This window comes from Streptomyces sp. NPDC054783 (genome assembly GCF_053611725.1).
The window spans coordinates 170,793-197,140 of sequence record NZ_JBSHAY010000010.1; the positions used below are offsets into that span (position 1 = coordinate 170,793).

Sequence of the window (26,348 nt, forward strand, 5' to 3'; positions counted from 1 at the left end):
GGGCCCCCGTGGAACGACCGCAGCACGACTGGTACCCGACCGGTACCCCACATGCACGGGACTCGCACAGAACGGTTCCCTACCATGGCGCGGGTGACCAGTACCGCGTCCTCCATGGACCTCCGGCAGGGCCAGGCGCCGCACGACCAGCGGCCGTCGTGGCAGCAGCGGCTGCGCCGATTCGGGTACGTACCGGCCAAGGACGCGCCCTCGGGCGACGTACGCGACCGGCTGGTGCCCCCCTACGCCCAGCCGGGCCCCCGGCTGTGGCAGGTGCTCGGCGTGCCACCGGTCCTCGCCGAGCGGATCACCCGCTGGTCGGGCTGGGGCGGTCCGCTGCTGGTGACGCTGATGGCGGGTCTGATGCGGTTCTGGAACCTGGGCAGCCCGCGCGCGGTGATATTCGACGAGACGTACTACGCCAAGGACGCCTGGGCGCTCGTCCACCGCGGGTACGAGGTCAACTGGGACAAGAACGCCAACGACCTGGTACTGCAGACGCACGGCCATCTCGCGATCCCGACCGACGCGGCGTACGTCGTGCATCCGCCGGTCGGCAAGTACGTCATCGGGCTCGGCGAGCTGCTGTTCGGATTCGACCCGTTCGGCTGGCGGTTCATGACGGCGCTGCTCGGGACCCTCTCCGTCCTGCTGCTGTGCCGGATCGGGCGCCGCCTGTTCCGTTCGGCCTTCCTCGGCTGCCTCGCGGGCGCGCTGATGGCGGTGGACGGCCTGCACTTCGTGATGAGCCGGACCTCGCTGCTCGACGGCGTGCTGATGTTCTTCGTGGTGGCCGCGTTCGGCTGTCTGGTCCTGGACCGGGACCGGTCACGGGAGAGGCTGGCCGCGGCCCTGCCCGTGGACGCCGACGGCCGGGTCCGCCCGGACGAGCGCGTCGCCGACACGTTCCGCTTCGGCCTGCGCCCCTGGCGCTGGGCGGCCGGGCTGATGCTGGGCCTGGCCATCGGCACCAAGTGGAACGGCCTGTACATCCTGGTGGCGTTCTGTGTGATGGCGGTGCTGTGGGACGTCGGCGCCCGCAAGACCGCCGGCGCGCAGCGCCCGTACGCGGCGGCGCTGAAGTACGACACGGGCATCGCCTTCCTGGCGACGGTCCCGGTGGCGATCGCCGTCTACCTGGCCTCCTGGACCGGCTGGATCCTCTCCCCGACGGACGGCACCGGCGGCTACTTCCGCAACTGGGCGGCCACCGACGGCAAGGGCGGCAACTGGACCTTCCTGCCGGACTGGCTGCGCAGCCTGTGGCACTACGAGCACGAGGTCTACAAGTTCCACGTCGGCCTGACCTCCCCGCACACCTACCAGTCCAACCCGTGGAGCTGGATCGTGCTGGGCCGCCCGGTGTCGTACTTCTACGAGTCCCCGAACCCCGGCGCCGACGGCTGCCCGGCGAACGCGGGGGAGAAGTGCGCCCGTGAGGTGCTGGCGATCGGCACACCGCTGCTGTGGTGGGCTGCCTGCTTCGCCATCCTGTACGTGCTGTGGCGGTGGGCGTTCCGCCGCGACTGGCGCGCCGGTGCCATCGCGTGCGGGATCGCGGCGGGGTACCTGCCGTGGTTCCTGTACCAGGAGCGGACGATCTTCCTCTTCTACGCGGTCGTCTTCCTGCCGTTCCTGTGCCTGGCGGTGGCGATGCTGATCGGCGCTGTCGTCGGCCCACCGGGCTCCTCCGACACCCGCCGCGTGATCGGCGCGTCGGCGGCGGGCGTCCTGGTGCTGCTGATCGCCTGGAACTTCATCTACTTCTGGCCCCTGTACACGGGCACGGCCATCCCGATCGACTCCTGGCGGTCGCGGATGTGGCTGGACACCTGGGTCTAGCTGGACAGACGCGCCAGGACGGCCCGGCAGGACGTCGGGCCGTCCTGGTCGTTGTCGGTTGTCCGAGGCCGTCATCGGCCACCCTCGGGCGGCCCGGAGACGGCCCCACCCACCACAGCCGGCAGCTTTACGGGCCGCGCCGGGAGTCTGCTCCGACCTGCCGTTTCCCGGCCCCGCGGCGTCACCGCCCCACACTCGCCCCACCGTGACCGGCGCTGCGACCAGCGTGAAGTCTGATCGAAGTCGATTCCTGAGCGGCCCCACTCACGTCCGCTGGACTTTCGTTCGCCCCCGAGGCGCGAGATCCTGGCAGTCAGACTGTGGAGCGGCGAACAAATGCCTGCTGGTGCGCATCTCACGCGCTGTAAAGCCCACCCCGTGCTCATACGGCCCGGCCGTCAGTCCCGAAGGAGGCCGGACGATGAATCTCCCGTCGTACCGTGACCGCCGAAGAACCACAGCACCGCCGCCGCTCTCCGGCCGGGCCGGGAACGCACGAATTCTGGGCACCGCCGCCGTGGCGGCGGTGCTCCTGGCGGGCTGTGGCACGAGCAACCCCAAGGCGGCCCCGCACACCAGTAGCCCTGGCGCGTCCCACGCCCCGTCCGCCGCGCCTTCCTCGTCCCGTCCGTCCCTTTCCCCGAACCTCTCCACCGCCCCCACCGCCACCGCGTGCACCAACAGCACGAAGCTGGCCGGGTGGTCGAACCGCCGGCTGGCCATGCTGACCATCGCCGTCCCGGTGCCGGAGACCTCGGTGTCCGACGTCACCTCCGAGGTGAGCGCCGGTGCGGGCGGTGTGCTGCTGTTCGGCAGCAAGGCCCCGTCCGACCTCGGCTCCAGGTTGACCACACTGAAGACGCATGTACCGGGCCATCTGGGCCTGTTGGTCATGACCGACGAGGAGGGCGGTGGCATACAGCGCATGGCGAACCTCGTCGGTTCCCTGCCCTGGGCCGCCTACATGGGCACGCACTGGACCCCGGCGCAGATCCAGCAGAACGTCACCAAGGTCGCGACCAGGATGGCGGCCGCCCAGGTGAACATGGACCTCGCACCGGTGGTCGACGTCGACGGCAGGAACGTGGCCCCCAGCAAGACCGACCCCGACGGTTGGCGGTCCTTCAGCGGCAGCACCTCGGTGGTCTCCAAGGACGGTGTCGCGTACATGAACGGGTTGCGCGCCGGAGGCGTGATACCCGTCGTCAAGCACTTCCCGGGCCTCGGCGGCTCGAGTTACAACTCCGACTTCGGCCCCGCCCACACCCTGCCCTGGTCCACCCTCCAGAAGGCGGGCATCCCACCGTTCACAGCGGCCATCAAAGCCGGCGCCCCGGCCATCATGGTCTCCAACAACGTCGTACCGGGCCTGGGCACCAATCCGGCGAGCCTGTCCCCCACCGCCATCAGTTCCGAGCTGCGCGGCAGGCTGGGCTTCAAGGGGCTGGTGGTCACCGACTCACTCAGCGCCAAGGCGATCTCCGCAGCCGGCTTCAGCGTTTCCACCGCCGCCGTCCAGGCCCTGCGCTCCGGCGCCGACATGGTCATGTTCGACCTGGGTGGCAACGTCAGCTCCCAAACCTCCTCGATCGCCACGGCGATCACCAATGCCGTGGCCGGCGGACACCTCGCCCGCAGCCGCCTCATCGACGCGGCGGGGCACGTCCTGGCCGTCCGACACGTCAATCTCTGCTCCTGAGCACGAAGAGGCTCAGCCCCGGCCTGGACCCGGCGGAGGTGGTCCGCGCTCCCGGCCACGGCCTCGCACGGGCGGCTTCGGTGAATGCCTGTACCGCGTTCAGCAGGTTCAGATGGTGCTTGTGGCCCTCCATCGGGAGCAGGGGTGCCATCAGCATGTCGATGGGCTCAGGACCCCCACCTCAACGACGGTAGGACGCCAGGACGGCGCTGACTTGTGCCGGCGATCAGCACCGCACGTAGACCAGGAGCTGTTGCCGGACGGGCCACCTCGAGGCGGGCGGCATATAGCCTGCCACCAGTCACATGTACAGCGCGGGGAGGGCCTGACGCCGGCCTCGGGGTCAGCCTTGACCGCGAGCAGGCAGATGGGGGGAGTGTCGTGGCATTAACGGGTACGGTACTTGGATTCGCAGCCGCATTTTCTGTGCCAACCGGGTTCTCGTGGCATAAAGACCAGCCATGGTATGCAATCACATTCTCCCTGCTCTATGGAACCTTCATGGTGACACCGTCAGGTATTACCTACAAGGAGTGGATTGCGGTAGTTTGTGTTGCACTGGCCTCTGCAAGCTTTGCATTGCTGTGCAAGCCAAAATCCTGGAAGCCTCCGAACCCACGATCGAAGTGGAAGACTCTTCGATCGAAATGGTCCCAGAAGACGCAACCGAAAAGGGCCCAGTATGCCGCAGCCGCTTTAGGGGTCTTTTCGATCCTGCTCCCGATGGGCTTGGGCATTGCGTCCATCTCTCATGCGATTCGGCATGCCGTGGTTGATGACGGACGATCTAGCACCGTAATCTCAGGTCTGCTAATTGCCGTATTCGGGTGCCAGCAAATTATCGGCAGAATTGTCAGGCCATTCGTCGAGAAAATCCGGGAAAAAATTAGCGCAGAGGAATTTGAAGAGGATGTCGAGGACTTCATCAAGGTGGGTCCTCACGTCGGATGGATCGAGCGGTTCATCCTCTTTTCGTTTCTGGTATCCGGGAACCCGGCTCCTGCCGCCCTGGTGGTAACCGCCAAGTCTCTCGCCCGTTTCCCGGAACTTCAGCAGGCGGAGAAAATTGTGGGCGACTACTATCTGGTGGGCACGCTGACTAGCGTGGCCGTAGCTCTCGTTACGTCTGGCGTGACTAGGATGGCACTCGGGATGCCGCCCATATAGGAGGACCATCATGGCGCTGCGCGATCATCCCTTTTTTCGTGAACTGATCTCTCTACATCTGCCTGTAGGGGACTATGTGATCGCCGGCAGCGCCCCGATGTTGGCTCATAATATCGCCAGAGAAATCAGCGACATCGACATCGTTGCCCGCGGAGCTGCCTGGAAGACCGCTCTAGAGCTGGGACAGATGTCGGATGCACCGAAAGGCCCCGTGCGGCGCATCTTGCTTTCGGGTGGCGATATCGAAGTGCTGGACGGGTGGTTTGATTACTCGGTCGACTCGCTGATCGATGAGGCCGAGATTTATGAAGGGGTTAGAATCCTGTCGCTCGCCAGGACGCTGGATTGGAAGCGTTCGCTTGACAGGGCGGTGGACCGACGGGATGTCATGCTTATCTGCGACCGCCTTCATGGCGAGCAGTAACCCCAGGCTGAACTCGTACTCCCAGGCGAACCGGGAGGAAAGAGCCTCTTTCAGGTGACCGATCTCGTACCCGGCTTCATACAGCACGCGGTATCCGCCGCCACGGCCGGCGGGCCCGGTGTGGGGTCGACGATGCGCGCTCCCCGGCCGCCGATCTGCCGAAGGAGCACGTGCCGCGACTCTTGCCCCGCCACGCCCTGCGGGCCGGCGCCACCGCCGTCGCGGTGGGCCTGCCGGCCCTTGGCGCGCCGGCTGCAGGCCAGGCCGCCGAGGCCGGCACGTCGCTGCAGTTCACCTCCAACCTGGATGACAAGCCGCTCACCGTGCAGCCGTACGAGGACTCCGTCGGTTCCGTCTACCTGAACGCGCGCAACACCGGCTCCGAGGAGCTGGGTGACTTCACGGTGACGATCGACGCCACGGCGCTCAAGGGCCAGATGAGTCTGTCGGCGGACCAGTCCTGCGTCGAGAAGCAGCAGTTGCTCCTCGTCTGTGGCGGCAAGACCTTGAACGGGGGAGAACCGCTCGAGCCGGGCGGCATCCTGCGCCGGCCCTCCCTGCACTTCAAGACGCTGGCTGCCGCGCAGCCCGGTTTCACGGGCACGGTCCGGGTCTCCGGCGAGGCGGGCGGTGCGCCACCGTCGACGGCAAGGCCGGGCAGGTGGTGCAGGCGGAGCTGGGCGTCCGCAACAACGGGCCCGCCACCATCGCGCAATGGGGCGAGGAGCCCGGCGACGACCCCGCTTCCGTGACCACGGTGACGGTGCCGCCCGGCACCACGGCGGTGGGGGTCCCGAGCCAGTGCCGTGCCGAGGGCGACTTGCGCTCGGGCGAGCCCGGAGCCAGGCGCTACTCCTGCTTCCAGGACATCGACGACTACTACTTCGACGCGAAGCAGTTCACGCCGTTCGTCTTCGAACTGCGTATCGACAAGCCCGGTGACCTCGCCCCTGGTTCCGTCAAGGTGTCTGCGCCCGCCCACGACAGCAACGACGGGAACAACACCGCGGCGATCATGGTGACCGTCGGCGGCAAGCCGGGAGGCGGCTCCGGCGGCTCCGGCTCGTCGTCGGCCGGCACCGGGTCGACGGGCGGCTCGGGCTCCGGGGGCGGTTCGGGCTCGGCGGGCGGTTCCGGCGCCACGGCGTCGGGCGGCACCACGCGGGGCTCCTTGGCCGGCGCGGGTGCGGGCGCACTGCCCCGGTACGCGGCCGCCGCGGGAGCGGCGCTGGCCGCCGGCGCCGCCATGTTCGCCCTCGTACGGCGTCGCGTCCGCTGACACTTCGTTCACGCCCGCGTGCCGGGGTGCTCGTCCGGGCTGATTGTCGCAAGCGTGCTACGGATTCGCCTCGGGGATCACCCGCTGAGGCGGGGACCTTAAGGTGTGTGCAGTCGTTGGGGAGTGTGAGGGCTACGGGGACCCAGGGGAAGGCACGGAGGAACTGAGGCTGTGGGCAAGAGAAGGCGCGTCGCCGAGCGACGGAGGAGGACCGGGCCCGCCGTGGTCGGCGGGATGATCGCCCTGGTCGTCGGCGGCGCCGGGTTCGCCGTCTACGCGCTGACCAACGGCGGTGCCGCCGCCGACGAGCGGACGTCCGCCACGGCCGACCACAAGCACGTCAAGACCGGACCGCTCAGCGCCGCCGAGGTCCGCACGGCCTCCACCCGCTTCATCACCGCGTGGCAGCAGGGCAGGATCGCCGAGGCGGCCGCCGCCACCGACGACGCCTCCGCCGCCACCGGGCTGCTGACCGGCTTCACCAAGGACGCCCGCCTGAAGGACGTCAAGCTCACCGCCGGCACGCCGACGGGCGCCAAGGTGCCGTTCTCCGTCAAGGCGACGGTGTCGTACCAGAACCTCGGCAAGCCGCTGGCGTACGGCAGTTCGCTCACCGTGGTGCGGCGGGCGAGTGACGGCGCACCGGTGGTCGACTGGCACTCCTCGGTCGTCCACCCGGACCTGAAGGACGGCGACACGCTCGTCACCGGCGAGTCCGGCACCCCGCCGGTCAAGGCGCTGGACCGGGCCGGCGGCGAGCTGACGGCCGCCAAGTACCCGTCGCTGGGCGCGGTGTTGGACGGGCTGCGGCAGAAGTACGGCAAGACGGCGGGCGGCAAGGCCGGGATCGAGCTGCGCGTGGTGCGCGGCAAGGCCTCGCAGAAGGCCGGGCTGTCGGACAAGACGCTGGTGGAGCTGAGCAAGGGCACGCCGGGCACGGTGAAGACGACGCTGAGCCCCGCTTTCCAGGCGGCCGCCGAGCAGCAGGTGGCCAAGCAGGCGCGGGCGTCCGTGGTCGTCGTACGGCCCTCGACCGGCGAGATCCTCGCGGTCGCCAACACGGACCACGGCTTCAACGTCGGCTTCCAGGGCTCCCTCGCGCCCGGCTCCACGATGAAGATCGTGACGTCGACGATGCTGTTCGAGAAGAAGCTCATCACGCCGGACGCGTCGCACCCGTGCCCCAAGACGTACAAGCTGGCCGGCTGGACGTTCCACAACGACGGCGACTCCGAGATCAAGAAGGGCACGTTCAAGCAGAGCTTCGGAGCGTCCTGCAACAACGCCTTCATCGACTTCGCGCCGAAGCTGTCCAACAGCGACCTGACGAAGGAGGCGCAGCAGGTCTACGGCCTCTCCATGGACAACTGGGCCATCGGCGTCCCGTCCTTCGACGGGTCCGTCCCGGTGCAGAGCGGTGCGCAGATGGGCGCCTCGCTGATCGGGCAGGGCGGGGTGCGCATGAACCCGCTGAACATGGCGTCGGTGGCGGCCACGGTGGAGTCGGGCGCCTTCCACCAGCCGTACCTGGTGTCCCCCGACGTGGATCACCGCACGCTCGCGAAGGCCGAGCGCACCATGTCCGCGGCGACGCAGTCCCAGCTGAAGGATGTCATGCGGTTCACGGCGGACTACGGCACGGCGGCCAAGGCGATGGCGGGCATGAGCGGCGACTACGGCGCCAAGACGGGCTCGGCCGAGGTCGACGGGCAGAAGAAGCCGAACGGCTGGTTCACCGCCTACAAGGGCGATCTCGCCGCCGCGGGCGTGGTCCAGGCGGGCGGCCACGGCGGCGACACGGCCGGGCCGATCGTGGCGACCCTGCTGAAGATGGGCGGCTGATCAGGTCCGTACCGGCTCCGCCGTGTACGTCCGGCGCAGAAATCTCACCAGCGCCTTCGAATCGAACTGGACCACTTCGACACCGTTGTCGGAGTGGAACTCGACAACGGCCTGGACGCGCCCGCACGGCCACACCCGCACCGCGCCGCTCTCGACCGGTGCCCGCAGACCCCGTTCGAGCAGCGCGCGCGAGAACGTCCACTCGTGCGGGCCCGGCAGGCCGACCCGGACCGACCGTGGATCGGAGTCGGGGTCGTACCGCAGCACCACCGGTACGGCCCCCGGGTCCTCCTCATCCGTGACGATGTGGGCGCGTGCGTACTGCTCGACCACAGACATCGGACAGTCCCTTCACGCTGGGTGACGAACATGAAAGCCAGGCTTCCTTTTCTTCTCTAATGTCCCATATTTTCCGATTTGCGCCATGGCGAGGTGACGCGAATCGGATTGCGCCCTCCCGGCGCGTGTCGTGGGCGGCGATGCCGTTCGGCTTCGGCCCGGAGTCCGTGACAATGGGCGCGTGACGAACGAGGACCGCGCCGCCGAAGGGTCGCTGCTGCTGGACGACCAGCTGTGCTTCGCGCTGTACGCCGCGCAGCGGGCGGTGACCGCCGCATACCGTCCGCTGCTGGACGGCCTCGGGCTCACCTACCCGCAGTACCTCGTGCTCCTGGTGCTGTGGGAGCGCGGCGAGACCAGCGTGAAGGAACTGGCGCGCGCCCTGCGCCTGGACTACGGGACCGTCTCGCCGTTGCTGAAGCGGCTGGAGGGGGCGGGCCTGGTGCGCAGGGAGCGCGCGGCCGGTGACGAGCGCTCGGTGCTCGTCGCGTGCACGGGGCGTGGAGAGGAACTCAAGGAGCGCGCGGCGTGCATACCCGGCGCACTGCTCAACACGACGGGCCTCGGCGCGCAGGAGGCCGCCCGGTTGCGCGAGGCGTTGTGGAGCCTCACCGGGCGCGCCGACGCGGCGGCCGACCGCTGATCTCCGGTTACCCCCGGTTGCCACCCCCTGGCACCCACTGCTGACCTACCAGCCAGTACCTTGTGCGCGATGTACTTGTGCGTCACTTGCTCCGGGAGGCCGGCCATGACCGAGGACACCGCTGTCGACACCCGTCCGACGAAGATCATGTACGTCGCCGAGGCCACCGCCCACGGCGGCCGCGACGGCTACGTCACCAGCCAGGACGGCCAGATCGAGCTGAAGGTCGCGATGCCCCCGGAGCTGGGCGGCGACGGCAACGGCACCAACCCGGAACAGCTGTTCGCGGCCGGCTACAGCTCCTGTTTCCACAACGCGCTGATCCTCGTCGGCAACCGCGCGGGCTACGACCTGACCGGCTCCGCGGTGGCCGCCAAGGTCGGCATCGGCCCGAACAGGCACCGCGGCTACGGCCTCGCGGTCGCCCTCAGCGTCTCCCTGCCGGTGCTGGACCCGGACGTGGCGGCCCGGCTGGTGGACGCGGCGCACGAGGTCTGCCCGTACTCCAATGCCACGCGAGGCAACATCGATGTAACGATCCTGCTGGGCTGATCCCACCGAGGAATCACAGGCCCGCAGCCGGTGTTGCACGCACTGTCGCAGGCGATGGGACAGCGGTCGAAGGGACGGCGGGCGTGGACGTGAACGGCACAGTGGCCGAGGGCTTCGAGCCGGTCAGGGAGGCGTTCGCAGCGAACTTCGCGCTGCTCGGGGAGCGCGGCGCGGCCGTCGCCGTGTACCGCGACGGGCACAAGGTCGTCGACCTGTGGGCCGGCACCAGGGACGTGGACGGTACGGCGCCCTGGGAGCCCGGCACCGCGCAGATCGTGCGCTCCGCGACCAAGGGTGTCGTCGCCGCCGCTCTGCTGCTCCTGCACCAGCGCGGCGAGCTCGACCTGGACGCCCCGGTCGGCGACTACTGGCCCGGGTACAAGGCGGCCGGCAAGGAGCACACCCTCGTCCGGCACCTGCTCGCCCACCGCGCGGGCGTGCCCGTGCTTGACCGCCCGCTGACCCCCGCCGAGGCCGCCGACCCCGACCTGGGCGCCGCGGCCGTCGCCGCACAGGCGCCGGTGTGGGAGCCGGGCACGGACCACGGCTACCACGCGCAGACCTACAGCTGGCTCACCGGCGAACTCGTCCGGCGGATCACCGGCCGCCCGGTCGGCGAGTGGATCGCGGACGAGATCGCGCGCCCGGTCGGCGCGGACCTGTGGCTCGGCCTGCCGGAGTCGGAGCACGCGCGCGTGGGCCGCGTCGGCCCGGTCGAGGCACCCGAGGCCGAGAGGGGCCTGAAGACCCGCCCCAAGCGCGCGGTGGCCGAGGCCTACACCGACCCGGACTCGCTGACCCGGCGCGCGTTCGCCGCGATCACCCCGCTGCCCGACGAGAACGATCCCGCCTACCGCGCGGCCGCCCTGCCCGCTTCCAACGGCATCGCCACCGCCGACGGGCTGGCCCGCATCTACGCCTCGCTCATCGGCGAGGTGGACGGCGGGAGCCGGCTGTTCACCCCCGAGACGAGGGACCTGGCCCGCGCCGAGCAGTCCGCCGGACCGGACCGGGTCCTGGTGGTCGGCACCCGGTTCGGCCTCGGCTACATGCTGCACGGCGCGGCGTCCCCGCTGCTCTCCCCCGGTTCCTTCGGCCACCCGGGCCGGGGCGGCGCCCTCGCGTTCGCCGACCCGGAGACGGGCATCGCCTTCGGCTATGTCACGAACGGCTTCAGGAAGAGCGTGACGGCGGACCCGAGGGCGCAGGCGCTGGTACGGGCGGTGCGCACGGCGCTCGCGTAGGGCGCCGTACGCACGACGCACCGTGTAGGCGCTGTCACACGTTGATCGTGTGCGAGGTCCGTCCGGACGCCGCGTCGATCTCGTCGTGGGCCTTGGTCAGCAACTGCATGGCCAGTTCGTTGAGGGCACGTGCGCCGGCTATCTCCTCGCCGACCCTGGGCTGGTTGGCGTCGATGCGGTGCCGGGTCGCGTGGCCGTGCGCCCGAACCTCGCTTCCGTCGGGCAAGCGCACCAAGGCCGCCGCCCTCGTGTGCTGATCGTCCTCCTTGAACTCGAGCTCGATGTGCCATCCCACAGCGGTGTGCGTCATGACGATCACCTCCGAAAACCCTTGCTTCCAGGGTGCGCCCCGGCACCCCGGCCCGTCATGTCGACGCCTCGTCCTCGAAGCTGGCGAAGTACGCGGCGGCCATGTCCTCGTCCGCGTGCCCCTGGGCGGCGGCGCGGGCGAACCGTTCGGCGGCCGCGGCGGCGACGTCGAGACGTACCCCGCCCCGCTCACCCGCCCGGACGATGAGCCGGGCGTCCTTCTCCGCGGTGACCACCGCGAACGACGGCGGGGTCAGCCTGCCGTCGAGCACCAGCGCGGACTTCGCGCGCAGGTACCCCATGTCGAGCGGACCACCCTCGATGAGGTCGAAGAAACCCTGCGGATCCACGCCGAGGGCCCGGGAGAGGGCGAGGACCTCCCCGGCCGCCGCGGTGGCCGCGAGCACCCAGCTGTTGGCGACCAGCTTCAGCCGGCTGGCGCTGCCCGCGCCGCCGTCGGACCCGGTCCACACGGTCTTCGCGCCGACCGCGTCGAAGACGGGCGCGACCGTCCGCCGGCCCTCCTCCGGCCCGGCGGCCAGCACGGTCAGCTGACCGGCCTCGGCGGGCTGCTTGGTGCCGAGGACGGGTGCGTCGTAGAAGACGAGTCCGTGCTCGCCGGCGAAGGCGGCCAGGTCGGTGACCAGCTCGATCCCGGCGGTGGTGCACTGCGCCCACACCGTGCCGGGCCGCAGTGCCGGCGCGGCCTCGCGCATGACGTCCAGGACGGTGTTGCCGTCGTACAGCATCGTCACGACGACGTCCGTGCCCTCGACGGCCTCCGCGGGTGTGCCGGCGATCCGTGCGCCGTCGGCGGCGAGCGGCTCGGCCTTCTCACGGGTGCGGTTCCACACACGCACGCCCAGCCCGGCGCGGCACAGGTTCCGGGCCATCGCGGCCCCCATGATGCCGGTGCCCAGAACGCTGACGGTCGGCTTGTCGGTCATTGACGGCTCCCTGTCCACGGTCCCTGTCCCCCTCCTCCCCCGTCATGTTGGTACGGATGCCCCTTTGGACCGCTCCTTTCCGGCAGCGGTCACGGCGGTGGCGCCGCGGTCAGCTCCGTTGGAAGAACTCGGGCGCGCTGCAGCTGGACATGGAGGTGACGACCCGGGCCGCCTCGGGGGACGTGGACGCGCCGTTGGTGGAACGCCCGGCCCGAACCCGCCCGCGTCCGGCGGCTGAACGGCCACACCGTCCTCGGCCTCCCGCCGGTGGCCCGCGACTACCCCGCGTGGAGCATCAGCCCGATCCCCACGACCAGCAGACCCGCCGCCGCCAGCCGGGGCGCGCCGAACCGCTCCTTGAAGAACAGGGCGCCGATCGCCGCACCGACGATGATCGAGGACTCGCGCAGGGCGCCGATCGGGGCGAGTTCGGCACGGGTCTGCGCCCAGAGGACCAGGGCGTACGCGGTGACGGACAGGGCGGCGCCGAGCAGGCCGAGGGCGGCGTGGGGGCGGAGCAGCCGGACGGTGTCGGCACGCGCGCGTGCACACATGTACGCCGGGATGACGGCTCCTTCGATGGCCATGAGCCAGGCGATGTACCCGAGGGGTGAGTGCGCGGCCCGTACGCCCAGGCCGTCGATCACCGTGTACGCCGCGATCGTCAGCCCGGTCGCGAGGGCCGCACCGATCGCCGCCCAGTCGGGCCGCCTGCCGCGCAGCCCCCACAGGCTGACGCCGATGAGCCCCACGCAGGACACGGCGATCCCGGCCAGCGCCCAGTCGCCGGGCACCTCGTGCGCGAACGCGGCGGCCAGCACCGTGACCACGAGCGGGGCGCTGCCGCGTGCGATGGGGTATGCCTGCCCGAAGTCGCCGAGCCGGAAGGAGGTCATCAGCAGGGCGTAGTAGACGATGTGGACGACCGCCGAGACCAGCAGGTACGGCCAGGCGGCCCCCGCCGGGAAGGCCACGAAGGGCGCGATCGCCAGTCCGATCAGCACCCCGCCCCCGGAGATGAGGGTGAAGCCGACGAGTTTGTCGGTGATCCGGTGCGCGATGGCGTTCCAGCTGGCGTGGGTGATGGCGGCGAGCAGGACGGCGGCGGTGACGAGCGGCGTCACGCGGTCTGCTCGCGCACGTCCACCAGCTCGGCACCGGCGTGGGTCACGAGCGCCTTCGGCTCGATCGGGAAGACGGTGTGCGGCGTTCCGGCGGCCGCCCACACCACGTCGTGGGCGAGCAGCGAGCGGTCGGCGAGGACACGCGTGCGTGTGCGGTGCCCGAAGGGCGGCACGCCGCCGATGGCGTACCCGGTGGTCTCGCGTACGACACCGGCGTCGGCCCGGGTGACCTTGCCGGCGTCCAGTTCCTGCCGTACCCGCTCGACGTCCACGCGCGAGGCCCCGTCCATGAGGACCAGCACCGGTACCCCGTCGGCGGCGAAGACCAGGGACTTGCAGATCCGGCTGAGCTCGCACCCGATCGCGGCGGCGGCCTCGGCTGCGGTGCGGGTGGCCTCCGGGAACCGCCGGGCATGGGCGAGCAGGTCCTCGAGCCCGAGCGCGCGCAGGGCCTCCGCGAAACGGGGGTGGGCCCCGGATTCTTCGGCGTCAGTGGCGGCTGTCGTCGTCATGCCGGGCACGCTACGGCATCGCCCGTACCCTGATCACGACGTTTTCCGGGGCCGGGCGGAAAGCCGGTGAGGGTGCGGAAAGCCGGTGAGGGTGCAGCCCCGTCCCCACGGGCACCCTCACCGGCGGCTCCGACTCAGGAGCGGTACGTCAGACCCGTACCAGCTCCCTCTCCCCGTCGGGGTCGGCGTCCTTGCCGCCCGCGGAGGACTCCGTGCGCAGGCCCTCGCCCTCGACGTCCACGTTGGGCAGCGCGCGGTCGAGCCACTTCGGCAGCCACCAGGCCCGCTTGCCGAGCAGGGCGAGGACCGCCGGGACGATGGCCATGCGGACGATGAACGCGTCGAAGAAGACGGCGATCGCGAGGCCGAAGCCGATCATCTTGACCATCGCCTCGCTGGAGCCGATGAAGCCGGAGAAGACGGCGATCATGATGACGGCGGCGGCCGTGACGACCCGCGCCCCGTGCCTGAATCCGGTCACGACGGCCTGGCTGGGCTTCTCGCCGTGGACGTACGCCTCCCGCATCCGGGTGACGAGGAAGACCTCGTAGTCCATCGCCAGACCGAAGACGACACCCACCATGAAGATCGGCATCATCGACATGACCGGGCCGGTCTGCTCGACGTTCATCAGACCCGACAGCCAGCCCCACTGGAAGACCGCGACGACCGCACCGAGGGCCGCGAGCACGCTGAGCAGGAAGCCGAGGGCCGCCTTCAGCGGGACGAGGACCGAGCGGAAGACCACGATCAGAAGCAGGAAGGCCAGGCCGACCACCAGCGCCAGGTAGGGCAGCAGCGCGTCGTTCAGCTTCTGCGAGACGTCGATGTTCATCGCCGTGGAGCCGGTGACCAGCAGCCTGGAGTCGGTCTTCTCGGCGATGCCCGCGCCCTTGTCGCGGATGGCGTGCACCAGGTCCTCGGTCGTCTTCGAGGACGGCTTGGACTTGGGTACGACGGTGATCGTCGCGGTGTCGCCGGCCTTGTTGGGCACGGCCGGGGTGACCGTGACGACGTCCTTCAGGCCCTTGATCTCGTCGCCGACCTCGGTGAACGCCTTCTTGGGATGGGCGCTGTCCTTGGCGTCGACCACGACCATCAGGGGGCCGTTGAAGCCCGGACCGAAGCCCTCGGAGAGCAGGTCGTAGGCGCGGCGCTGGGTGGTGGAGGTGGGCTGGGAACCGTCGTCGGGCAGGCCCAGTTCCAGGGAGGAGGCCGGGATCGCCGCCGCGCCGAGACCGATCACGCCGAGCAGCAGGACGGCGACCGGGCGCCGTACCACGAAACTCGCCCAGCGGGTGCCCATGTTGGGGCGGCCGGGCTTCCTCGGCGTACGGCCGCCGCCCAGGAGCCTGCTCTTCTGGCCGGCCGGCTTGACCTTGCGGCCGGCGTAGCCGAGCAGCGCCGGGATCATCGTCAGCGCGATGAGGACGGCGATGGCGACGGTGCCCGCCGCAGCGATGCCCATCTTGGTCAGCATCGGGATGTTGACGACCGACAGGCCGACCAGGGCGATGACGACGGTGAGGCCGGCGAAGACCACCGCCGAGCCCGCCGTGCCGACGGCGCGTCCGGCCGCGTCCTCGCGCTCGCGGCCCTCGGCCAGCTCGGCGCGGTAGCGGGAGACGATGAAGAGGGCGTAGTCGATGCCGACGGCCAGGCCGATCATCGACGCCAGGGTGGAGGTCGTGGTGCCGAGGTCCAGGGCGCTGGCGAGCGCGGTGATGGTGGAGACGCCGATGCCGACGCCGATGATGGCGGTGAGCAGCGGGAATCCGGCCGCGAGCAGCGAGCCGAAGGTGATGACGAGGACGACGGCGGCGATCACGAGGCCGATGGCCTCGCTGGAGCCGGTCTCCGGGGTCGCGGTGAGCGCGTCACCGCCGACCTCGACGGTCAGCCCGGCGTCACGCGCGTGCTGGGCGGCCGCCTTCAGGGCGTCCTTGGAGGAGTCCTTCAGCTCCATGCCGGAGACCTTGTACTTCACCGAGGCGTAGGCGATCGTGCCGTTCCTGTTGACCGTGTGCCCGGCGTAGGGGTCGGCGACGGAGACGACCTCGGAGCCGCTCCGCAGCTCCCTGACCGTCTTCTCGACGGCCGCCTTGTTGTCGTGGTCGGTCATCTTCTCGCCGCCGGGCGCCTTGAAGACGACCCGTGCGGTCGCGCCGTCGGCGCTCATCCCGGGGAAGCGCTGTTCCAGCAGGTCGAAGGCCTTCTGGGCCTCGGTGCCGGGGATGGAGAAGGACGTGCTGCCGGCGGGCGGCGCGGAGGCGGCGCCCACCCCGGCCAGGGTGAGCAGCGCGACCCATATGAGGGCGACGAAGTGCCGTCGCCGGAAGGCGAGACGGCCGAGCTTGTACAGAAACGTGGCCACGGAGGCGTACTCCCGGTCAGGTCGTTGGGTTCATCAGGGCAGGGGTGATCAGCCCGACGACGTGAGCGGTGACGTCAGACGGTGGGCTTGCTCGGGGACCAGAGGGTGATCAGGTGGTGGTGACGCCGAGGGCGGGGAGGACCACGGCGTCGATGTACGACAGGAGGAAGGCCTGCGTGGGCGGCTGCTCGTCGATGAGCGAGCGGGCGGCGAACCCGCCGATCATCATGTGCATCACGTAGTCGATCGCGGGGTTGTCCGCACGGACCTCGCCCCGGTCGATCGCCCGCTGCAGCACGCGGCGGAACTCCGCCAGCTCCGGCTCGATGAGATGCGACTTGAACGCCTTCAGGAGGTCCGGGTTGCCGTGGACGGCCATCGCCAGACCCCGCATCAGCGCGGAGTTCTGTTCCATCTCGCAGTCGTCGGAGCGCAGGGTGAGGGCGTGCAGGTCGCCTCTGAGCGACCCGGTGTCGACCCCGTCCGCGGAGCCGCCCGGCTTGTTGTGCCGCACCGCCTTCGCCACCAGCTCGGCCTTGCCGCCCCACTGGCGGTAGAGCGTGGCCTTGCTGGACCGGGTGCGGGCGGCGACGGCGTCCATGGTGAGGGCGTCGTAGCCGACCTCCCGGAGCAGGTCGAGCACGGCCTCGTACAACTCGGCCTCGCGCTCGGGCGTGATCCGGCTGCGACGCGACGCTGCGACGGCCTCGGTCATGTCACTCGCCTTCCCACTCCGGAGCCTGTTTCTTCGTACCTCCATGAAGATACCCCGGGACGATGCGAAACGAAACCGTTTCGTACGTGTGTTGGGTCACGAACGTGAGGGGCGCATAAGTTCGCGCCGTCAGGACCGCACCGGGTGCGGCCGTGCGGGCCGCACAAGTTGCTGGGCCCCAGCTGGCGGAAAAGCATGGGGAGGGTGAGCTATCTGCGCTTTCCCCACCTCAGTGGCGACCTGGTGTGCTTCGTGGCCGAGGACGACGTCTGGCTGGCCCCGCTCGACACCCCGGGCCGCGCCTGGCGGCTCACGGCGGACCGTACGAAGGAAGGGCACCCGCGTTTCTCCCCCGACGGCCGCCTGATCGCCTTCACGAGCTGGCGCAGTCTCGTCCCCGAGATCCACCTCGTCGACGTCGGGGGCGGCCCCGCGCGGCAGCTGACGTACTGGGGCAGCACCGACACGCAGGTCTGCGGCTGGACGCCCCCGGACGAGGACGGGACGTGCGACATCCTCGCCGTCGCCTCCCACGGCGAGCCCTTCTCCCACTTCACCTGGGCCTACAAGGTGTCCACCGACGGGGACCCCGGCCGCAAACTGCCCTGGGGCCCGGTCGCCGACATCCAGGTCGCCGACGTCGAGGGCGAGCACCGGACACTGCTGCTCACCGGCACCCCGCCGCACGAACCGGCCTCCTGGAAGCGCTACCGCGGCGGCGCCATGGGCCGCCTCTGGCTGCACGGACGGCGGCTCGTGCCCGACATCGGCGGCCATCTGGCCTCCCCCATGTTCGTCGCCGGCCGGATCGCCTTCCTCTCCGACCACGAGGGCGTCGGCAACCTCTACTCCTGCGCGTACGACGGCACCGACCTGCGCCGCCACACCGACCATGACGCCTTCTACGCCCGGCACGCCGCCGGCGACGGCACACGGGTGGTCTACCAGTGCGCGGGCGACCTGTGGCTGGTGGACGACTTCTCCCCCCGGGCCGTACCGCACAAGCTGGACATCCGCCTGGGCGGGCCGGCCAACGGACGCCGCCGCCACCAGGCGCCGGCCGCGCAGAACGTCGACGGCGTCTCCGTGGACGAGACCGGCCGGGCCAGCGCCGTCGTCGTACGCGGCAGCCTGTACTGGCTCACCCACCGCGACGGCCCCGCCCGTACGATCTCCGACACGCCCGGGGTGCGGGTACGGCTGCCGGAGATGCTGGGCACGACCGGGCAGGTGGCCTATGTGACGGACGCCGAGGGCGAGGACGCCGTCGAGATCGCCCAGCTGCCCCGCGCGACCGGCGACCTCCCTCCCCGCCGGCTCGCCTCCGGCCTGATGGGCCGCGTCCTGGAGATGGTCTCCGACCCCCTGGGCGAGCGGCTGGCGGTCGCCTCGCACGACGGACGGCTGCTGCTGATCGATGTGTCGGAGGAGCCGGAGGGCACCGAGGGCCAGGTCGGCCAAGTCGGCCAGGTCACCGAAGAAACGGCGGACGCGGGGAGTGAGTCGGGTGACTTTGGTGACTCAGGTGAGCCCCGTGAGTCCGGTGAGTCCGGTGAGTCCGGTGAGTCCGGTGACGGTGGCTCGGGTGAGTCCTGTGAGTCGGGTGAGTCCGGTGACGACGGCTCAAGTGCCGCCGATGTCGGCGAGCGCGTGACCGAGCTGATCCGGTCCGTCAACGGCCCCGTGCGCGACCTCGCCTTCTCCCCGGACGGCGCCTGGCTCGCCTGGTCCCACCCGGGCATCGGCCGCTCCCTGCGCCAGATCAAGCTGGCCCGCATCAAGGACCGGCTGATCGTGGACGTGACCAACGGCCGCTTCGAGGACGAGAAACCCGTCTTCACCCGCGACGGCCGCTATCTAGCCTTCCTCTCCTGGCGCGGGTTCGACCCGGTGTACGACGTCCACACCGGCGACCTGTCCTTCCCGCTCGGCTGCCGCCCGTACCTCGTGCCGCTGAACTCGGCGACCCTCTCCCCCTTCGCCCTGAACCCCGAGGGCCGTCCGGCGGCCGGCGGGCTCGACCCGGTCGAGGAGGAGGAGCCCGGCGAGGCCGGCACGGTGACCGTGGAGGTGGAGGGCCTGGCGATGCGGGTCACACCGTTCCCGGTGATCGCCTCCAAGTACTCCGGGCTGTACCCGGTCGCCGGCGGCGGCCTGGTCTGGCTGCGCTGGCCGATCTCCGGCGCGCTCGGCGAGACCTTCGCCAACCCGGCCGACGTCAGCGGCCGCCCGACCCTTGAGTACTTCAACCTCGCCAAGGCGAAGAAGTCCGAACTGGTCGACCACCTGGACTGGTTCGCGGTCAGCGGCGACGGCACCCGGCTGGTCGTCGTGGACGAGGGCGACCTGCGCGCCGTGCCCTCCACGGAGATGGGCGACAGCGACACGACCGTCTGGATCGACCTGCGCCGCATCCTGCACGTGGTCGACCCGCCCGCCGAGTGGCGCCAGGCCTTCGACGAGGCGGGCCGCCTCATCCGCGCCTACTTCTGGGACCCGGGCATGTCCGGCATCGACTGGGACTCGGTGCTCGACCAGTACCGTCCCCTCGTCGAACGGGTCGCCTCCCCCGACGAGTTCGCCGATCTCCTGCGGGAAGTCCTCGGGGAGCTGGGCACCTCGCACGCCTACGTCACCGCCGCCCGCCGCGACGAGGGCCCGCCGCACTACCAGCGCTGGCAGGGCCTCCTCGGCGCCAACCTCGTCCGCCGCGACGGCCGCTGGAGGATCAAGCGCGTCCTGTCAGGCGACTCCTCCGACTCCAAGGCCCGCTCTCCGCTGGCCGGTACGGGCATCCGCGAGGGCGCGATCCTCACCCACGTCGACGGCCGCCCGGTCGACCCGGTGACCGGCCCCTATCCGCTGCTCGCCGGCTCCGGCGGTACGACCGTGGAGCTGACGTTCCTTCCCGCGGAAGGCGAGCCGGGCCGGGCCCGCCGGGTCGCCGTCGTCCCGCTCATCGACGAACGGCCGCTGCGCTACCAGGACTGGGTCGCCAAACGCCGCGAGGTCGTACGGGAGTTGAGCGGCGGCAAGTGCGGCTACCTGCACATCCCCGACATGGGCGGCTCCGGCTGGGCACAGTTCAACCGCGACCTGCGCATGGAGGTGTCCCGGCCCGCCCTGATCGTGGACGTGCGCGGCAACGCGGGCGGGCACATCAGCGAACTCGTCATCGAGAAGCTGACCCGCACGATCCTGGGCTGGGACCTGACGCGCGACGCGCAACCGGTGTCGTACACCTCCAACGCGCCGAGGGGCCCGGTGGTCGCGCTCGCCGACGAGGCGACGTCCTCGGACGGCGACATGATCACGGCCGCCTTCAGGTTGCTGAAACTCGGCCCGGTGGTCGGCCAGCGCACCTGGGGCGGCGTGGTCGGCATGACCGGTCGGCACCGGCTGGGCGACGGCACCGTCATCACGGTGCCGATGAACGCGGCGTGGTTCGACGCCTACGGCTGGTCCGTGGAGAACCACGGCGTCGCCCCCGACCTGGAGATCATGCGCACCCCCCTGGACTGGGCGGAAGGCCGGCATGCCCAGTTGGCCGACGCGGTCGAACTGGCCCTGGAACTACTGGAATCCAACCCGGCCGCCATCCCCCCCGACTACACCGAGGCCCCCGACCGGGCCCGCCCCGAGCTTCCGAGGAGGGACGCAGGGAGCTGATCAACAAGGGCCGCGTGTCGAGGGGGCGCGGGGAAACTGCGCGACAAGCCACAACGATCCCGCACCCGACGACGACCGGAACCGCCCCAGAGAACAAACGCAGGGCACCCTTCGAGAAGAAGGGCGCCCCACGCCGGAAACCGGCCAAAGCCGAGCGCAGCGACTACGCGTCGTAGTCCCGGTCGAAGCGGTCTTCCATCTCCGCTTCCGTGTCCTCGATGTCGCGCAGATTCTCGCGACCGCGCTGGGGCTGCTGCTGGCCGCGCTGGGGCTGCTGCTGGCCACGCTGGGGCTGCTGCTGGCCACGCTGCGGCTGCTGCTGGCCGCGCTGGCCGGCCCGCTCACGGGCCTCGCCGAGCTTCTGCTTGCCCTGTTCCTGCCACTCGTTGGCCTTGTCCTTCATACCCATGTGGGTTCACTCCCGTGGTGGGTGAGGTGGAGAATCCGGCCCCTGTGTGGGGCCTCGACCAGATTCACACGGGCGACCACGGAGCGCATGTGGATCAGTTACGGCGCGTAGCGCGCGCTGCTTCGTCAGCCTCCCCACCTGCACCGACGAGCCCGGAGCGCATCCCCTGCAGCCGGGGCGCGAACCGTTTCATCTCACGCTGCCCGACCGTCCCGATGAGCGCCGGCAGATACCCGCGCACGCCCTGCATGCCGCGCAACCACCACTGCCCGTACACATGCGCCGAGCGCCGCTCGATCCCGGCGACCAGCCGGTCCACCGCCGGCCCCAGCGGGTACGTCTTGTTGGACGGCCACGGCAGCCGCTGCCGCAACTCCCGCATGACGTCGTCCTGGTCGGCGCCGCGCACCATGTCGGTGTCGGTCCAGGACAGGTACGCGACACCGACGCGCACGCCCTGGTAGCCGACCTCGGCGCGCAGACTGTGCGCGTACGCCTCCACGCCCGACTTGGACGCGCAGTACGCCGTCATCATCGGCGCCGGAGTGATCGCGGCGAGCGAGGCGACCTGGAGCAGATAGCCCCGGCTCTCCACCAGCACCGGCAGGAACGCCCGCGCCGTCACCGCCGAACCGATCAGGTTCACCTCGATCACCCGCCGCCAGGCCTGCGGGTCGGAGTCGGCGAACGGACCGCCCGTCGCCACACCGGCGTTGGCGACCACGATGTCGACCTTCCCGAACCGCGCCTTCACCTCCTGCGCGACCCGGCTCATGGTCTCGTGGTCGGTGACGTCGGCGTACCAGTAGGCGCTGTCGCTGTGCAGGCGCGAGGAGACGTCCTTGAGCGCCTCCTCCTCCAGCCCGACCAGCGCCACCTTCGCGCCGCGCGCGGAGAGCTTGCGCGCCAGCAGCTCACCGACGCCGCGCGCCGCTCCGGTGACGACCGCGACCTGCCCTTCGAGGCTGACCCTGCTCATGCGCCCTCCTTGATCTGCACGCCTGTGGCCTTCTCGGGGATGACATAGGTGGTGACGAGTTCCCGGATCCTGCCGGTCACCAGGTCGGGGGCCTCGACGGGGGTCATGTGACCGACGCCGGTCAGCTCGGTGAGGCCGACGCAGTGCGGCAGCGCGGCGACCAGCTCGCGAGCGTGCACAGGGGGCGTGAGCCGGTCGGACGCGCCGTGCACGATCGCGGTGGGCGCGTGCAACTCCCGTACGCCGTGGTCGAGATCGAGCGCCTCGAGTGCGCGCGCCCAGGCGTGTCGCACGGCGCGCGGGCAGGCGTGCACGATCCGTGCGCACGCCTCCACCATGTGCGGGGCGGAACCGGCGCCCATGGTGGCGTACTTGAGGATGCCCTTCGCGACCGGCGTGACCGGGCCGAGCGGAGCGCGCGAGCCGAGAATGCGCCCGGTGATCCAGGTGCGCACGCGCCCGGCGCCGAGCGGCACCACGCGCGCCTCCGCCACCAGCCGCGAGCTGCCGGTGCTGCACAGCAGGACGGCGGCGGCGTGGGCACGGAAGCGGGGGCGCGCGGCCGCGGCCATGACGGTCATCCCGCCCATGGAATGCCCGACGATCAGCGCCTTCTCCCCGGGCGCGAGTGTCTGCGCGAGGACCGCTTCGAGGTCGTCCGCCAGCGCGTGGGTGGTGCACGCGGAGCTTACGGGACTGCGCCCGTGCCCCCTCTGGTCGTACGCGATCACGCGGTGGTCCGTCGCCAGGTCCCGTATCTGCGCCGCCCAGAAGGCGGTCGAGCAGGTCCAGCCGTGGGAAAGGACGACGGGGGGCGCGTTCTCGGGGCCGTGCACCTCGACGTGCAGCCGCGCGCCGTCGGCGGAGATGACGGTGAGTTCACGGGAGGGGGTGGGCGGGGCGTACGGCCCGGAGGTCACGGAGGCGGTCCTGCTCATGCGGCACCCTCGCTCTGCCGGGCGGCTGCCACCGTCTTCTGCACGACGACCTCCGTCTTCTGCGCGACGGCCTCCGTCTTCTGCACGACGGCCTCCCTCTTCTGCACGACGGCCTCCGTCTTCTGCACGACGGCCTCCATCTTCTGCGCGACGGCCTCCGTCGTCTGCACGGCCGTAGCGGCCTTCGGCGCGGCCGTACCGGCCGGCTTGCCGTCGGTCTTCCGGATGACCTCGTACTCCGCCAGGTCCACCCGCCGGGTCGCGCGCCGGAACTCGGACGTCGTACCGGGCCAGATGGTGGTGTTGCGGCCACTCGCGTCCAGGTACCAGCTGGTGCAGCCGCCGGTGTTCCACACGGTGCGCTTCATGCGCTCCTGGACCGTGCGGTTCCAGTCCTCGACGGCCGCGGGCCGGGCGTCGAGGGCCGTACGGCCTCCCCCAGTGCCCCGAGGGCCTGGGGGGACCCCCAGGACGTCCAGTTGCCGCAGATAGTCGGCCATGTAGTTCAGCTGGGACTCGATCATGAGGATCATGGAGGAGTTCCCGAGGCCGGTGTTCGGCCCGATGATCGTCATCCAGTTCGGGAACCCGGCGGCCGCGGCGCCACGCAGCGCCTGCATGCCGTTCTTCCAGGACTCGGCGAGGGTGACGCCCTCCGCCCCGACCACCCGCTCGGCGATCGGCATGTCCGTGACGTGGAAGCCCGTACCGAAGATGATCGCGTCGACCTCGGCCTCCGTACCGTCCGCTGCGACGACGGTCGACCCGCGGATCTCGCTGAGCCCGCTGGCGACGACGTCCACATTCGGCCTGGCCAGCGCCGGGTAGTACGCGCTGGACAGCAGGATCCGCTTGCAGCCGATGCGGTAGCCGGGGGTGAGCTTGGCGCGCAGGGCCGGGTCCTTGACGGCACGGGCCATGTTGCGCTTGGCGAGCTGCTCCACCAGGCCGAGTTCGTCGGGATGCTTGGTGAACGCCTGGACCTGCAGCTCCCGGATGCCCCACAGCAGGCCGCGCCTCAGCCGGGTGGTGAAGGGCACGGACCGGTGCAGCAGCCGCTCGGCGCCGCTGATGGCACGGTCGACGCGCGGCATCACCCACGGCGGGGTGCGCTGGAAGAGGGTGAGCCGGCCGACCCGCGGCTGGATCGCGGGCACGATCTGGATGGCGGAGGCGCCGGTGCCGACCATGGCGACGCGCTTGCCGCGCAGGTCGTAGTCGTGGTCCCAGCGGGCGGAGTGGAACACCTTGCCCGGGAAGGACGCGAGGCCCGGGATCTCGGGGACCTTCGGGTCGGACAGCGGCCCGGTGGCGGAGACGACCACGTCGGCGGTGAGCGTGCCGCGCGCGGTCTCGATCTCCCACCGCAGGTTCTCGGCGTCCCAGGTCATCAGCTCGACCTCGGAGTCGAAGCGGATGTGGGGGCGCAGTCGGAAGAGGTCGGTGACGTGCTCGAGGTAGGCGCGGATGTGCTGCTGACCGGAGAAGGTGCGCGGCCAGTCGGGGTTGGGCGCGAAGGAGAAGGAGTAGAGGTGGGAGGGCACGTCACAGGCGCACCCGGGGTAACTGTTGTCCCGCCAGGTGCCGCCGACGCTGTCCGCCCGCTCCAGGACGACGAAGTCGGTGATCCCTTCGCGGCGCAGCCGCACGGCGGCCCCCAGCCCGCCGAACCCGGACCCGATCACCGCCACCCGTACATGCTCGTGCTCGGCCATCCCGAAGCCTCCACGCATCGCCTTGGACTCTGCCAGTGAACACTGGCGCAATGGGACTGTAGAGCAGCTCCGTACCGAGCGGTAGGGGGCGGGGGAAGGAAGTTACCGGCGGTACACCATAGGCTTCGGGCGTGGCAGAGGACGCAGAACACTCGGAGGCCCATCCGCAGGCACGGCGCGAGTACCGCATGGAGGAGCTGGCGCGACTGGCCGGCATCACCGTGCGCACGCTGCGCTTCTACCGCGAGCGCAAGCTGATCCCGCCGCCCCGCCGCGAGGGCCGTATCGCCTGGTACGACGACCACCACCTGGCCCGTCTGCGCACCATCGCCGCCCTGCTGGAGCGCGGCCACACACTCAACGGCATCGCGGAACTCGCAGAAGCCCTCGACCAGGGCCGCGACGTCGCCGACCTGCTCGGCGTCGGCACCCCCACCGAGGAGGAACCGGTCCGCCTCACCCCGGAGGAGCTCGCCGCCCGCTTCGAGGGCGAGGTCACCCCCGAGAACCTCGCCGCCGCGATGGAACTCGGCTACCTCGGCACCGACGGCGACGAGATCGTCCACATCAGCCGCCGCCTGCTGGACGTCTCCTCCGCCATGGTCCGCGAGGGCATCCCGCTCGCCGAGGTCCTCACGGCCGCCGCCCGCGTCCGCGAACACGCAGACGCCCTGGCCGAACTCTTCACCGACCTGATCCTGCGCCACGCCCCCGAGGAGGACCTCCACCGTCTGCGCCCGCTGGCCCGCAGCGTGGTCGAGGCGGAACTGTCGCTGGCGCTGGACCGGCGGATCAGCAAGCGGGACTAGAGGTCGTAGACGACGGTCACCGGCGCGTGGTCGGACCAGCGCTCGGCGTGCGTGGCCGCGCGCTCGACGGCGCCCTTGACCGCCTTGCCGGCGAGACCGGACGTGGCGAGCTGGTAGTCGATGCGCCATCCGGAGTCGTTGTCGAAGGCCCGCCCCCGGTACGACCACCAGGTGTACGGACCCTCGACGTCCGGGTGCAGGGCCCGTACGACGTCGACGTAGCCGCCGTCCTCCGCCGCGAGGACCCGGCCGAGCCACTCCCGTTCCTCGGGCAGGAAGCCGGAGTTCTTGGTGTTGCCGCGCCAGTTCTTGAGGTCGGCCTGCCGGTGGGCGATGTTCCAGTCGCCGCAGACGAGGACCTCGCGGCCGTCGGCGGCGGCCCGCTCGCGCAGCGCCCTGAGGTGGGCGAGGAACTCGCCCATGAAGCGGACCTTCTCGTCCTGCCGCTCGGTGCCGACCTCGCCGGAGGGCAGATAGAGGGAGGCGACGGTGACGCCGGGCAGGTCGGCCTCGACATAGCGGCCGCTGTCGTCGAACTCGGGCGAGCCGAAGCCGACCCGGACGCGGTCGGGCTCGCGCCGGGTGTACAGGGAGACGCCCGCACGGCCCTTGGCGGCGGCCGGGGCGTGCACGACGTGCCAGCCGTCGGGCTGACGCACCTCCTCGGGCAGCTGGTGCGGCTCGGCGCGCACCTCCTGCAGGCAGACGACGTCCGCTTCCGTCTGCGCGAGCCACTCCACGAAGCCCTTCTTGGCGGCGGCTCGCAGTCCGTTCACGTTCACCGAGGTCACAGTCAGCACCCCGGCACGATACCGGC

General features: G+C 70.7%; 24 protein-coding genes. 12 read left to right on the plus strand and 12 right to left on the minus strand.

Going from position 1 to position 26,348, the window contains the following annotated elements; genetic code table 11:
* Window positions 1-93 precede the first annotated feature (93 nt).
* The 7 genes from ACWGJ5_RS19825 to ACWGJ5_RS19855 all read left to right on the plus strand — a co-directional run bounded on the left by ACWGJ5_RS19825 (window position 94) and on the right by ACWGJ5_RS19855 (window position 8,253).
* Window positions 94-1,842: a dolichyl-phosphate-mannose--protein mannosyltransferase gene (locus ACWGJ5_RS19825; RefSeq protein ID WP_453310960.1), complete on the plus strand. Its 1,749-nt coding sequence runs from the start codon at window positions 94-96 to the stop codon at window positions 1,840-1,842.
* 421 nt (window positions 1,843-2,263) lie between these two features.
* Window positions 2,264-3,541, plus strand: a complete 1,278-nt coding sequence (locus ACWGJ5_RS19830) for a glycoside hydrolase family 3 N-terminal domain-containing protein (protein ID WP_453310961.1) — start codon at window positions 2,264-2,266, stop codon at window positions 3,539-3,541.
* Window positions 3,542-3,922: 381 nt separating this feature from the next.
* Window positions 3,923-4,708, plus strand: coding sequence for a hypothetical protein (locus ACWGJ5_RS19835; RefSeq protein WP_453310962.1), 786 nt, complete (start codon window positions 3,923-3,925; stop codon window positions 4,706-4,708).
* Between the two features lie 10 nt (window positions 4,709-4,718).
* Window positions 4,719-5,132, plus strand: coding sequence for a hypothetical protein (locus tag ACWGJ5_RS19840; protein WP_453310963.1), 414 nt, complete (start codon window positions 4,719-4,721; stop codon window positions 5,130-5,132).
* Between the two features lie 170 nt (window positions 5,133-5,302).
* Window positions 5,303-5,884: a hypothetical protein gene (locus ACWGJ5_RS19845; RefSeq protein ID WP_453310964.1), complete on the plus strand. Its 582-nt coding sequence runs from the start codon at window positions 5,303-5,305 to the stop codon at window positions 5,882-5,884.
* The gene (locus ACWGJ5_RS19850; RefSeq protein WP_453310965.1) at window positions 5,794-6,411 is read left to right on the plus strand and encodes a hypothetical protein; all 618 of its coding nucleotides are present in this window, start codon (window positions 5,794-5,796) and stop codon (window positions 6,409-6,411) included. The genes ACWGJ5_RS19845 and ACWGJ5_RS19850 overlap by 91 nt, the downstream gene beginning before the upstream one ends.
* 171 nt (window positions 6,412-6,582) lie before the next feature.
* Window positions 6,583-8,253, plus strand: coding sequence for a penicillin-binding transpeptidase domain-containing protein (locus tag ACWGJ5_RS19855; protein ID WP_453310966.1), 1,671 nt, complete (start codon window positions 6,583-6,585; stop codon window positions 8,251-8,253).
* Here ACWGJ5_RS19855 and ACWGJ5_RS19860 read toward each other — a convergent pair whose 3' ends face one another.
* Window positions 8,254-8,592: an SsgA family sporulation/cell division regulator gene (locus ACWGJ5_RS19860; protein WP_351614321.1), complete on the minus strand. Its 339-nt coding sequence runs from the start codon at window positions 8,590-8,592 to the stop codon at window positions 8,254-8,256.
* Between the two features lie 181 nt (window positions 8,593-8,773).
* Between ACWGJ5_RS19860 and ACWGJ5_RS19865 the strand changes: the two genes are divergently transcribed.
* The 3 genes from ACWGJ5_RS19865 (at window position 8,774) to ACWGJ5_RS19875 (ending at window position 11,031) form a co-directional block, all read left to right on the plus strand.
* Window positions 8,774-9,235 (plus strand): MarR family winged helix-turn-helix transcriptional regulator, encoded by a 462-nt coding sequence (locus ACWGJ5_RS19865; RefSeq protein ID WP_453310967.1) that lies wholly within the window; start codon window positions 8,774-8,776, stop codon window positions 9,233-9,235.
* A gap of 105 nt (window positions 9,236-9,340) precedes the next feature.
* Window positions 9,341-9,787, plus strand: coding sequence for an organic hydroperoxide resistance protein (locus tag ACWGJ5_RS19870; RefSeq protein WP_453310968.1), 447 nt, complete (start codon window positions 9,341-9,343; stop codon window positions 9,785-9,787).
* Between the two features lie 83 nt (window positions 9,788-9,870).
* On the plus strand, window positions 9,871-11,031 hold the full coding sequence (locus tag ACWGJ5_RS19875; protein ID WP_453310969.1) for a serine hydrolase domain-containing protein: 1,161 nt from the start codon (window positions 9,871-9,873) through the stop codon (window positions 11,029-11,031).
* A 34-nt stretch (window positions 11,032-11,065) separates the two neighbouring features.
* On the opposite strand, the gene ACWGJ5_RS19880 is transcribed toward ACWGJ5_RS19875, so the two are convergent.
* From ACWGJ5_RS19880 to ACWGJ5_RS19905, 6 genes are all read right to left on the minus strand, one after another.
* Window positions 11,066-11,341: a DUF1876 domain-containing protein gene (locus ACWGJ5_RS19880; protein ID WP_453310970.1), complete on the minus strand. Its 276-nt coding sequence runs from the start codon at window positions 11,339-11,341 to the stop codon at window positions 11,066-11,068.
* 55 nt (window positions 11,342-11,396) lie between these two features.
* Window positions 11,397-12,287 (minus strand): NAD(P)-dependent oxidoreductase, encoded by an 891-nt coding sequence (locus tag ACWGJ5_RS19885; protein ID WP_453310971.1) that lies wholly within the window; start codon window positions 12,285-12,287, stop codon window positions 11,397-11,399.
* Window positions 12,288-12,565: 278 nt separating this feature from the next.
* The gene (locus tag ACWGJ5_RS19890; protein ID WP_453310972.1) at window positions 12,566-13,411 is read right to left on the minus strand and encodes an EamA family transporter; all 846 of its coding nucleotides are present in this window, start codon (window positions 13,409-13,411) and stop codon (window positions 12,566-12,568) included.
* A complete protein-coding gene (locus tag ACWGJ5_RS19895; RefSeq protein WP_453310973.1) occupies window positions 13,408-13,923 on the minus strand; it encodes a YbaK/EbsC family protein in 516 nt (171 codons plus the stop codon). Before ACWGJ5_RS19895 ends, ACWGJ5_RS19890 begins: the two co-directional genes overlap by 4 nt.
* Before the next feature lie 148 nt (window positions 13,924-14,071).
* Complete coding sequence (locus ACWGJ5_RS19900) at window positions 14,072-16,297, minus strand: MMPL family transporter (protein WP_453310974.1); 2,226 nt, start codon at window positions 16,295-16,297, stop codon at window positions 14,072-14,074.
* Window positions 16,298-16,406: 109 nt separating this feature from the next.
* Window positions 16,407-17,012 carry a TetR/AcrR family transcriptional regulator gene (locus tag ACWGJ5_RS19905; protein ID WP_453310975.1) on the minus strand — a complete coding sequence of 202 codons (606 nt, stop codon included), beginning with the start codon at window positions 17,010-17,012 and terminating at the stop codon, window positions 16,407-16,409.
* Window positions 17,013-17,207: 195 nt separating this feature from the next.
* Here ACWGJ5_RS19905 and ACWGJ5_RS19910 point away from each other — a divergent pair, with 195 nt between their 5' ends.
* Entirely contained in the window at window positions 17,208-20,681 is a 3,474-nt protein-coding gene (locus ACWGJ5_RS19910) for a S41 family peptidase (RefSeq protein ID WP_453310976.1), read from the plus strand.
* 163 nt (window positions 20,682-20,844) lie between these two features.
* On the opposite strand, the gene ACWGJ5_RS19915 is transcribed toward ACWGJ5_RS19910, so the two are convergent.
* The 4 genes from ACWGJ5_RS19915 to ACWGJ5_RS19930 all read right to left on the minus strand — a co-directional run bounded on the left by ACWGJ5_RS19915 (window position 20,845) and on the right by ACWGJ5_RS19930 (window position 24,722).
* Entirely contained in the window at window positions 20,845-21,090 is a 246-nt protein-coding gene (locus ACWGJ5_RS19915) for a hypothetical protein (protein WP_453310977.1), read from the minus strand.
* 94 nt (window positions 21,091-21,184) lie between these two features.
* The gene (locus ACWGJ5_RS19920) at window positions 21,185-22,069 is read right to left on the minus strand and encodes an SDR family oxidoreductase (RefSeq protein ID WP_453310978.1); all 885 of its coding nucleotides are present in this window, start codon (window positions 22,067-22,069) and stop codon (window positions 21,185-21,187) included.
* On the minus strand, window positions 22,066-23,007 hold the full coding sequence (locus ACWGJ5_RS19925; RefSeq protein ID WP_453310979.1) for an alpha/beta fold hydrolase: 942 nt from the start codon (window positions 23,005-23,007) through the stop codon (window positions 22,066-22,068). Before ACWGJ5_RS19925 ends, ACWGJ5_RS19920 begins: the two co-directional genes overlap by 4 nt.
* A complete protein-coding gene (locus ACWGJ5_RS19930; RefSeq protein ID WP_453310980.1) occupies window positions 23,004-24,722 on the minus strand; it encodes a flavin-containing monooxygenase in 1,719 nt (572 codons plus the stop codon). The genes ACWGJ5_RS19925 and ACWGJ5_RS19930 overlap by 4 nt, the downstream gene beginning before the upstream one ends.
* A 188-nt stretch (window positions 24,723-24,910) precedes the next feature.
* Between ACWGJ5_RS19930 and ACWGJ5_RS19935 the strand changes: the two genes are divergently transcribed.
* A complete protein-coding gene (locus tag ACWGJ5_RS19935) occupies window positions 24,911-25,531 on the plus strand; it encodes a MerR family transcriptional regulator (RefSeq protein ID WP_453311057.1) in 621 nt (206 codons plus the stop codon).
* On the opposite strand, the gene ACWGJ5_RS19940 is transcribed toward ACWGJ5_RS19935, so the two are convergent.
* Complete coding sequence (locus ACWGJ5_RS19940; protein ID WP_453310981.1) at window positions 25,528-26,331, minus strand: exodeoxyribonuclease III; 804 nt, start codon at window positions 26,329-26,331, stop codon at window positions 25,528-25,530. The genes ACWGJ5_RS19935 and ACWGJ5_RS19940 overlap by 4 nt on opposite strands.
* Window positions 26,332-26,348: the final 17 nt, after the last annotated feature.

What these genes read in the sequence shown, in the direction of transcription:
- ACWGJ5_RS19830 (WP_453310961.1), top strand. Translation starts at nt 2,264, where the DNA reads ATGAATCTCCCGTCGTACCGTGACCGCCGAAGAACCACAGCACCGCCG.
- ACWGJ5_RS19840 (WP_453310963.1), top strand. Translation starts at nt 4,719, where the DNA reads ATGGCGCTGCGCGATCATCCCTTTTTTCGTGAACTGATCTCTCTACAT.
- ACWGJ5_RS19860 (WP_351614321.1), bottom strand. Translation starts at nt 8,592, where the DNA reads ATGTCTGTGGTCGAGCAGTACGCACGCGCCCACATCGTCACGGATGAG.
- ACWGJ5_RS19870 (WP_453310968.1), top strand. Translation starts at nt 9,341, where the DNA reads ATGACCGAGGACACCGCTGTCGACACCCGTCCGACGAAGATCATGTAC.
- ACWGJ5_RS19880 (WP_453310970.1), bottom strand. Translation starts at nt 11,341, where the DNA reads ATGACGCACACCGCTGTGGGATGGCACATCGAGCTCGAGTTCAAGGAG.
- ACWGJ5_RS19885 (WP_453310971.1), bottom strand. Translation starts at nt 12,287, where the DNA reads ATGACCGACAAGCCGACCGTCAGCGTTCTGGGCACCGGCATCATGGGG.
- ACWGJ5_RS19895 (WP_453310973.1), bottom strand. Translation starts at nt 13,923, where the DNA reads ATGACGACGACAGCCGCCACTGACGCCGAAGAATCCGGGGCCCACCCC.
- ACWGJ5_RS19905 (WP_453310975.1), bottom strand. Translation starts at nt 17,012, where the DNA reads ATGACCGAGGCCGTCGCAGCGTCGCGTCGCAGCCGGATCACGCCCGAG.
- ACWGJ5_RS19910 (WP_453310976.1), top strand. Translation starts at nt 17,208, where the DNA reads ATGGGGAGGGTGAGCTATCTGCGCTTTCCCCACCTCAGTGGCGACCTG.
- ACWGJ5_RS19915 (WP_453310977.1), bottom strand. Translation starts at nt 21,090, where the DNA reads ATGGGTATGAAGGACAAGGCCAACGAGTGGCAGGAACAGGGCAAGCAG.
- ACWGJ5_RS19920 (WP_453310978.1), bottom strand. Translation starts at nt 22,069, where the DNA reads ATGAGCAGGGTCAGCCTCGAAGGGCAGGTCGCGGTCGTCACCGGAGCG.
- ACWGJ5_RS19925 (WP_453310979.1), bottom strand. Translation starts at nt 23,007, where the DNA reads ATGAGCAGGACCGCCTCCGTGACCTCCGGGCCGTACGCCCCGCCCACC.
- ACWGJ5_RS19930 (WP_453310980.1), bottom strand. Translation starts at nt 24,722, where the DNA reads ATGGCCGAGCACGAGCATGTACGGGTGGCGGTGATCGGGTCCGGGTTC.
- ACWGJ5_RS19935 (WP_453311057.1), top strand. Translation starts at nt 24,911, where the DNA reads ATGGAGGAGCTGGCGCGACTGGCCGGCATCACCGTGCGCACGCTGCGC.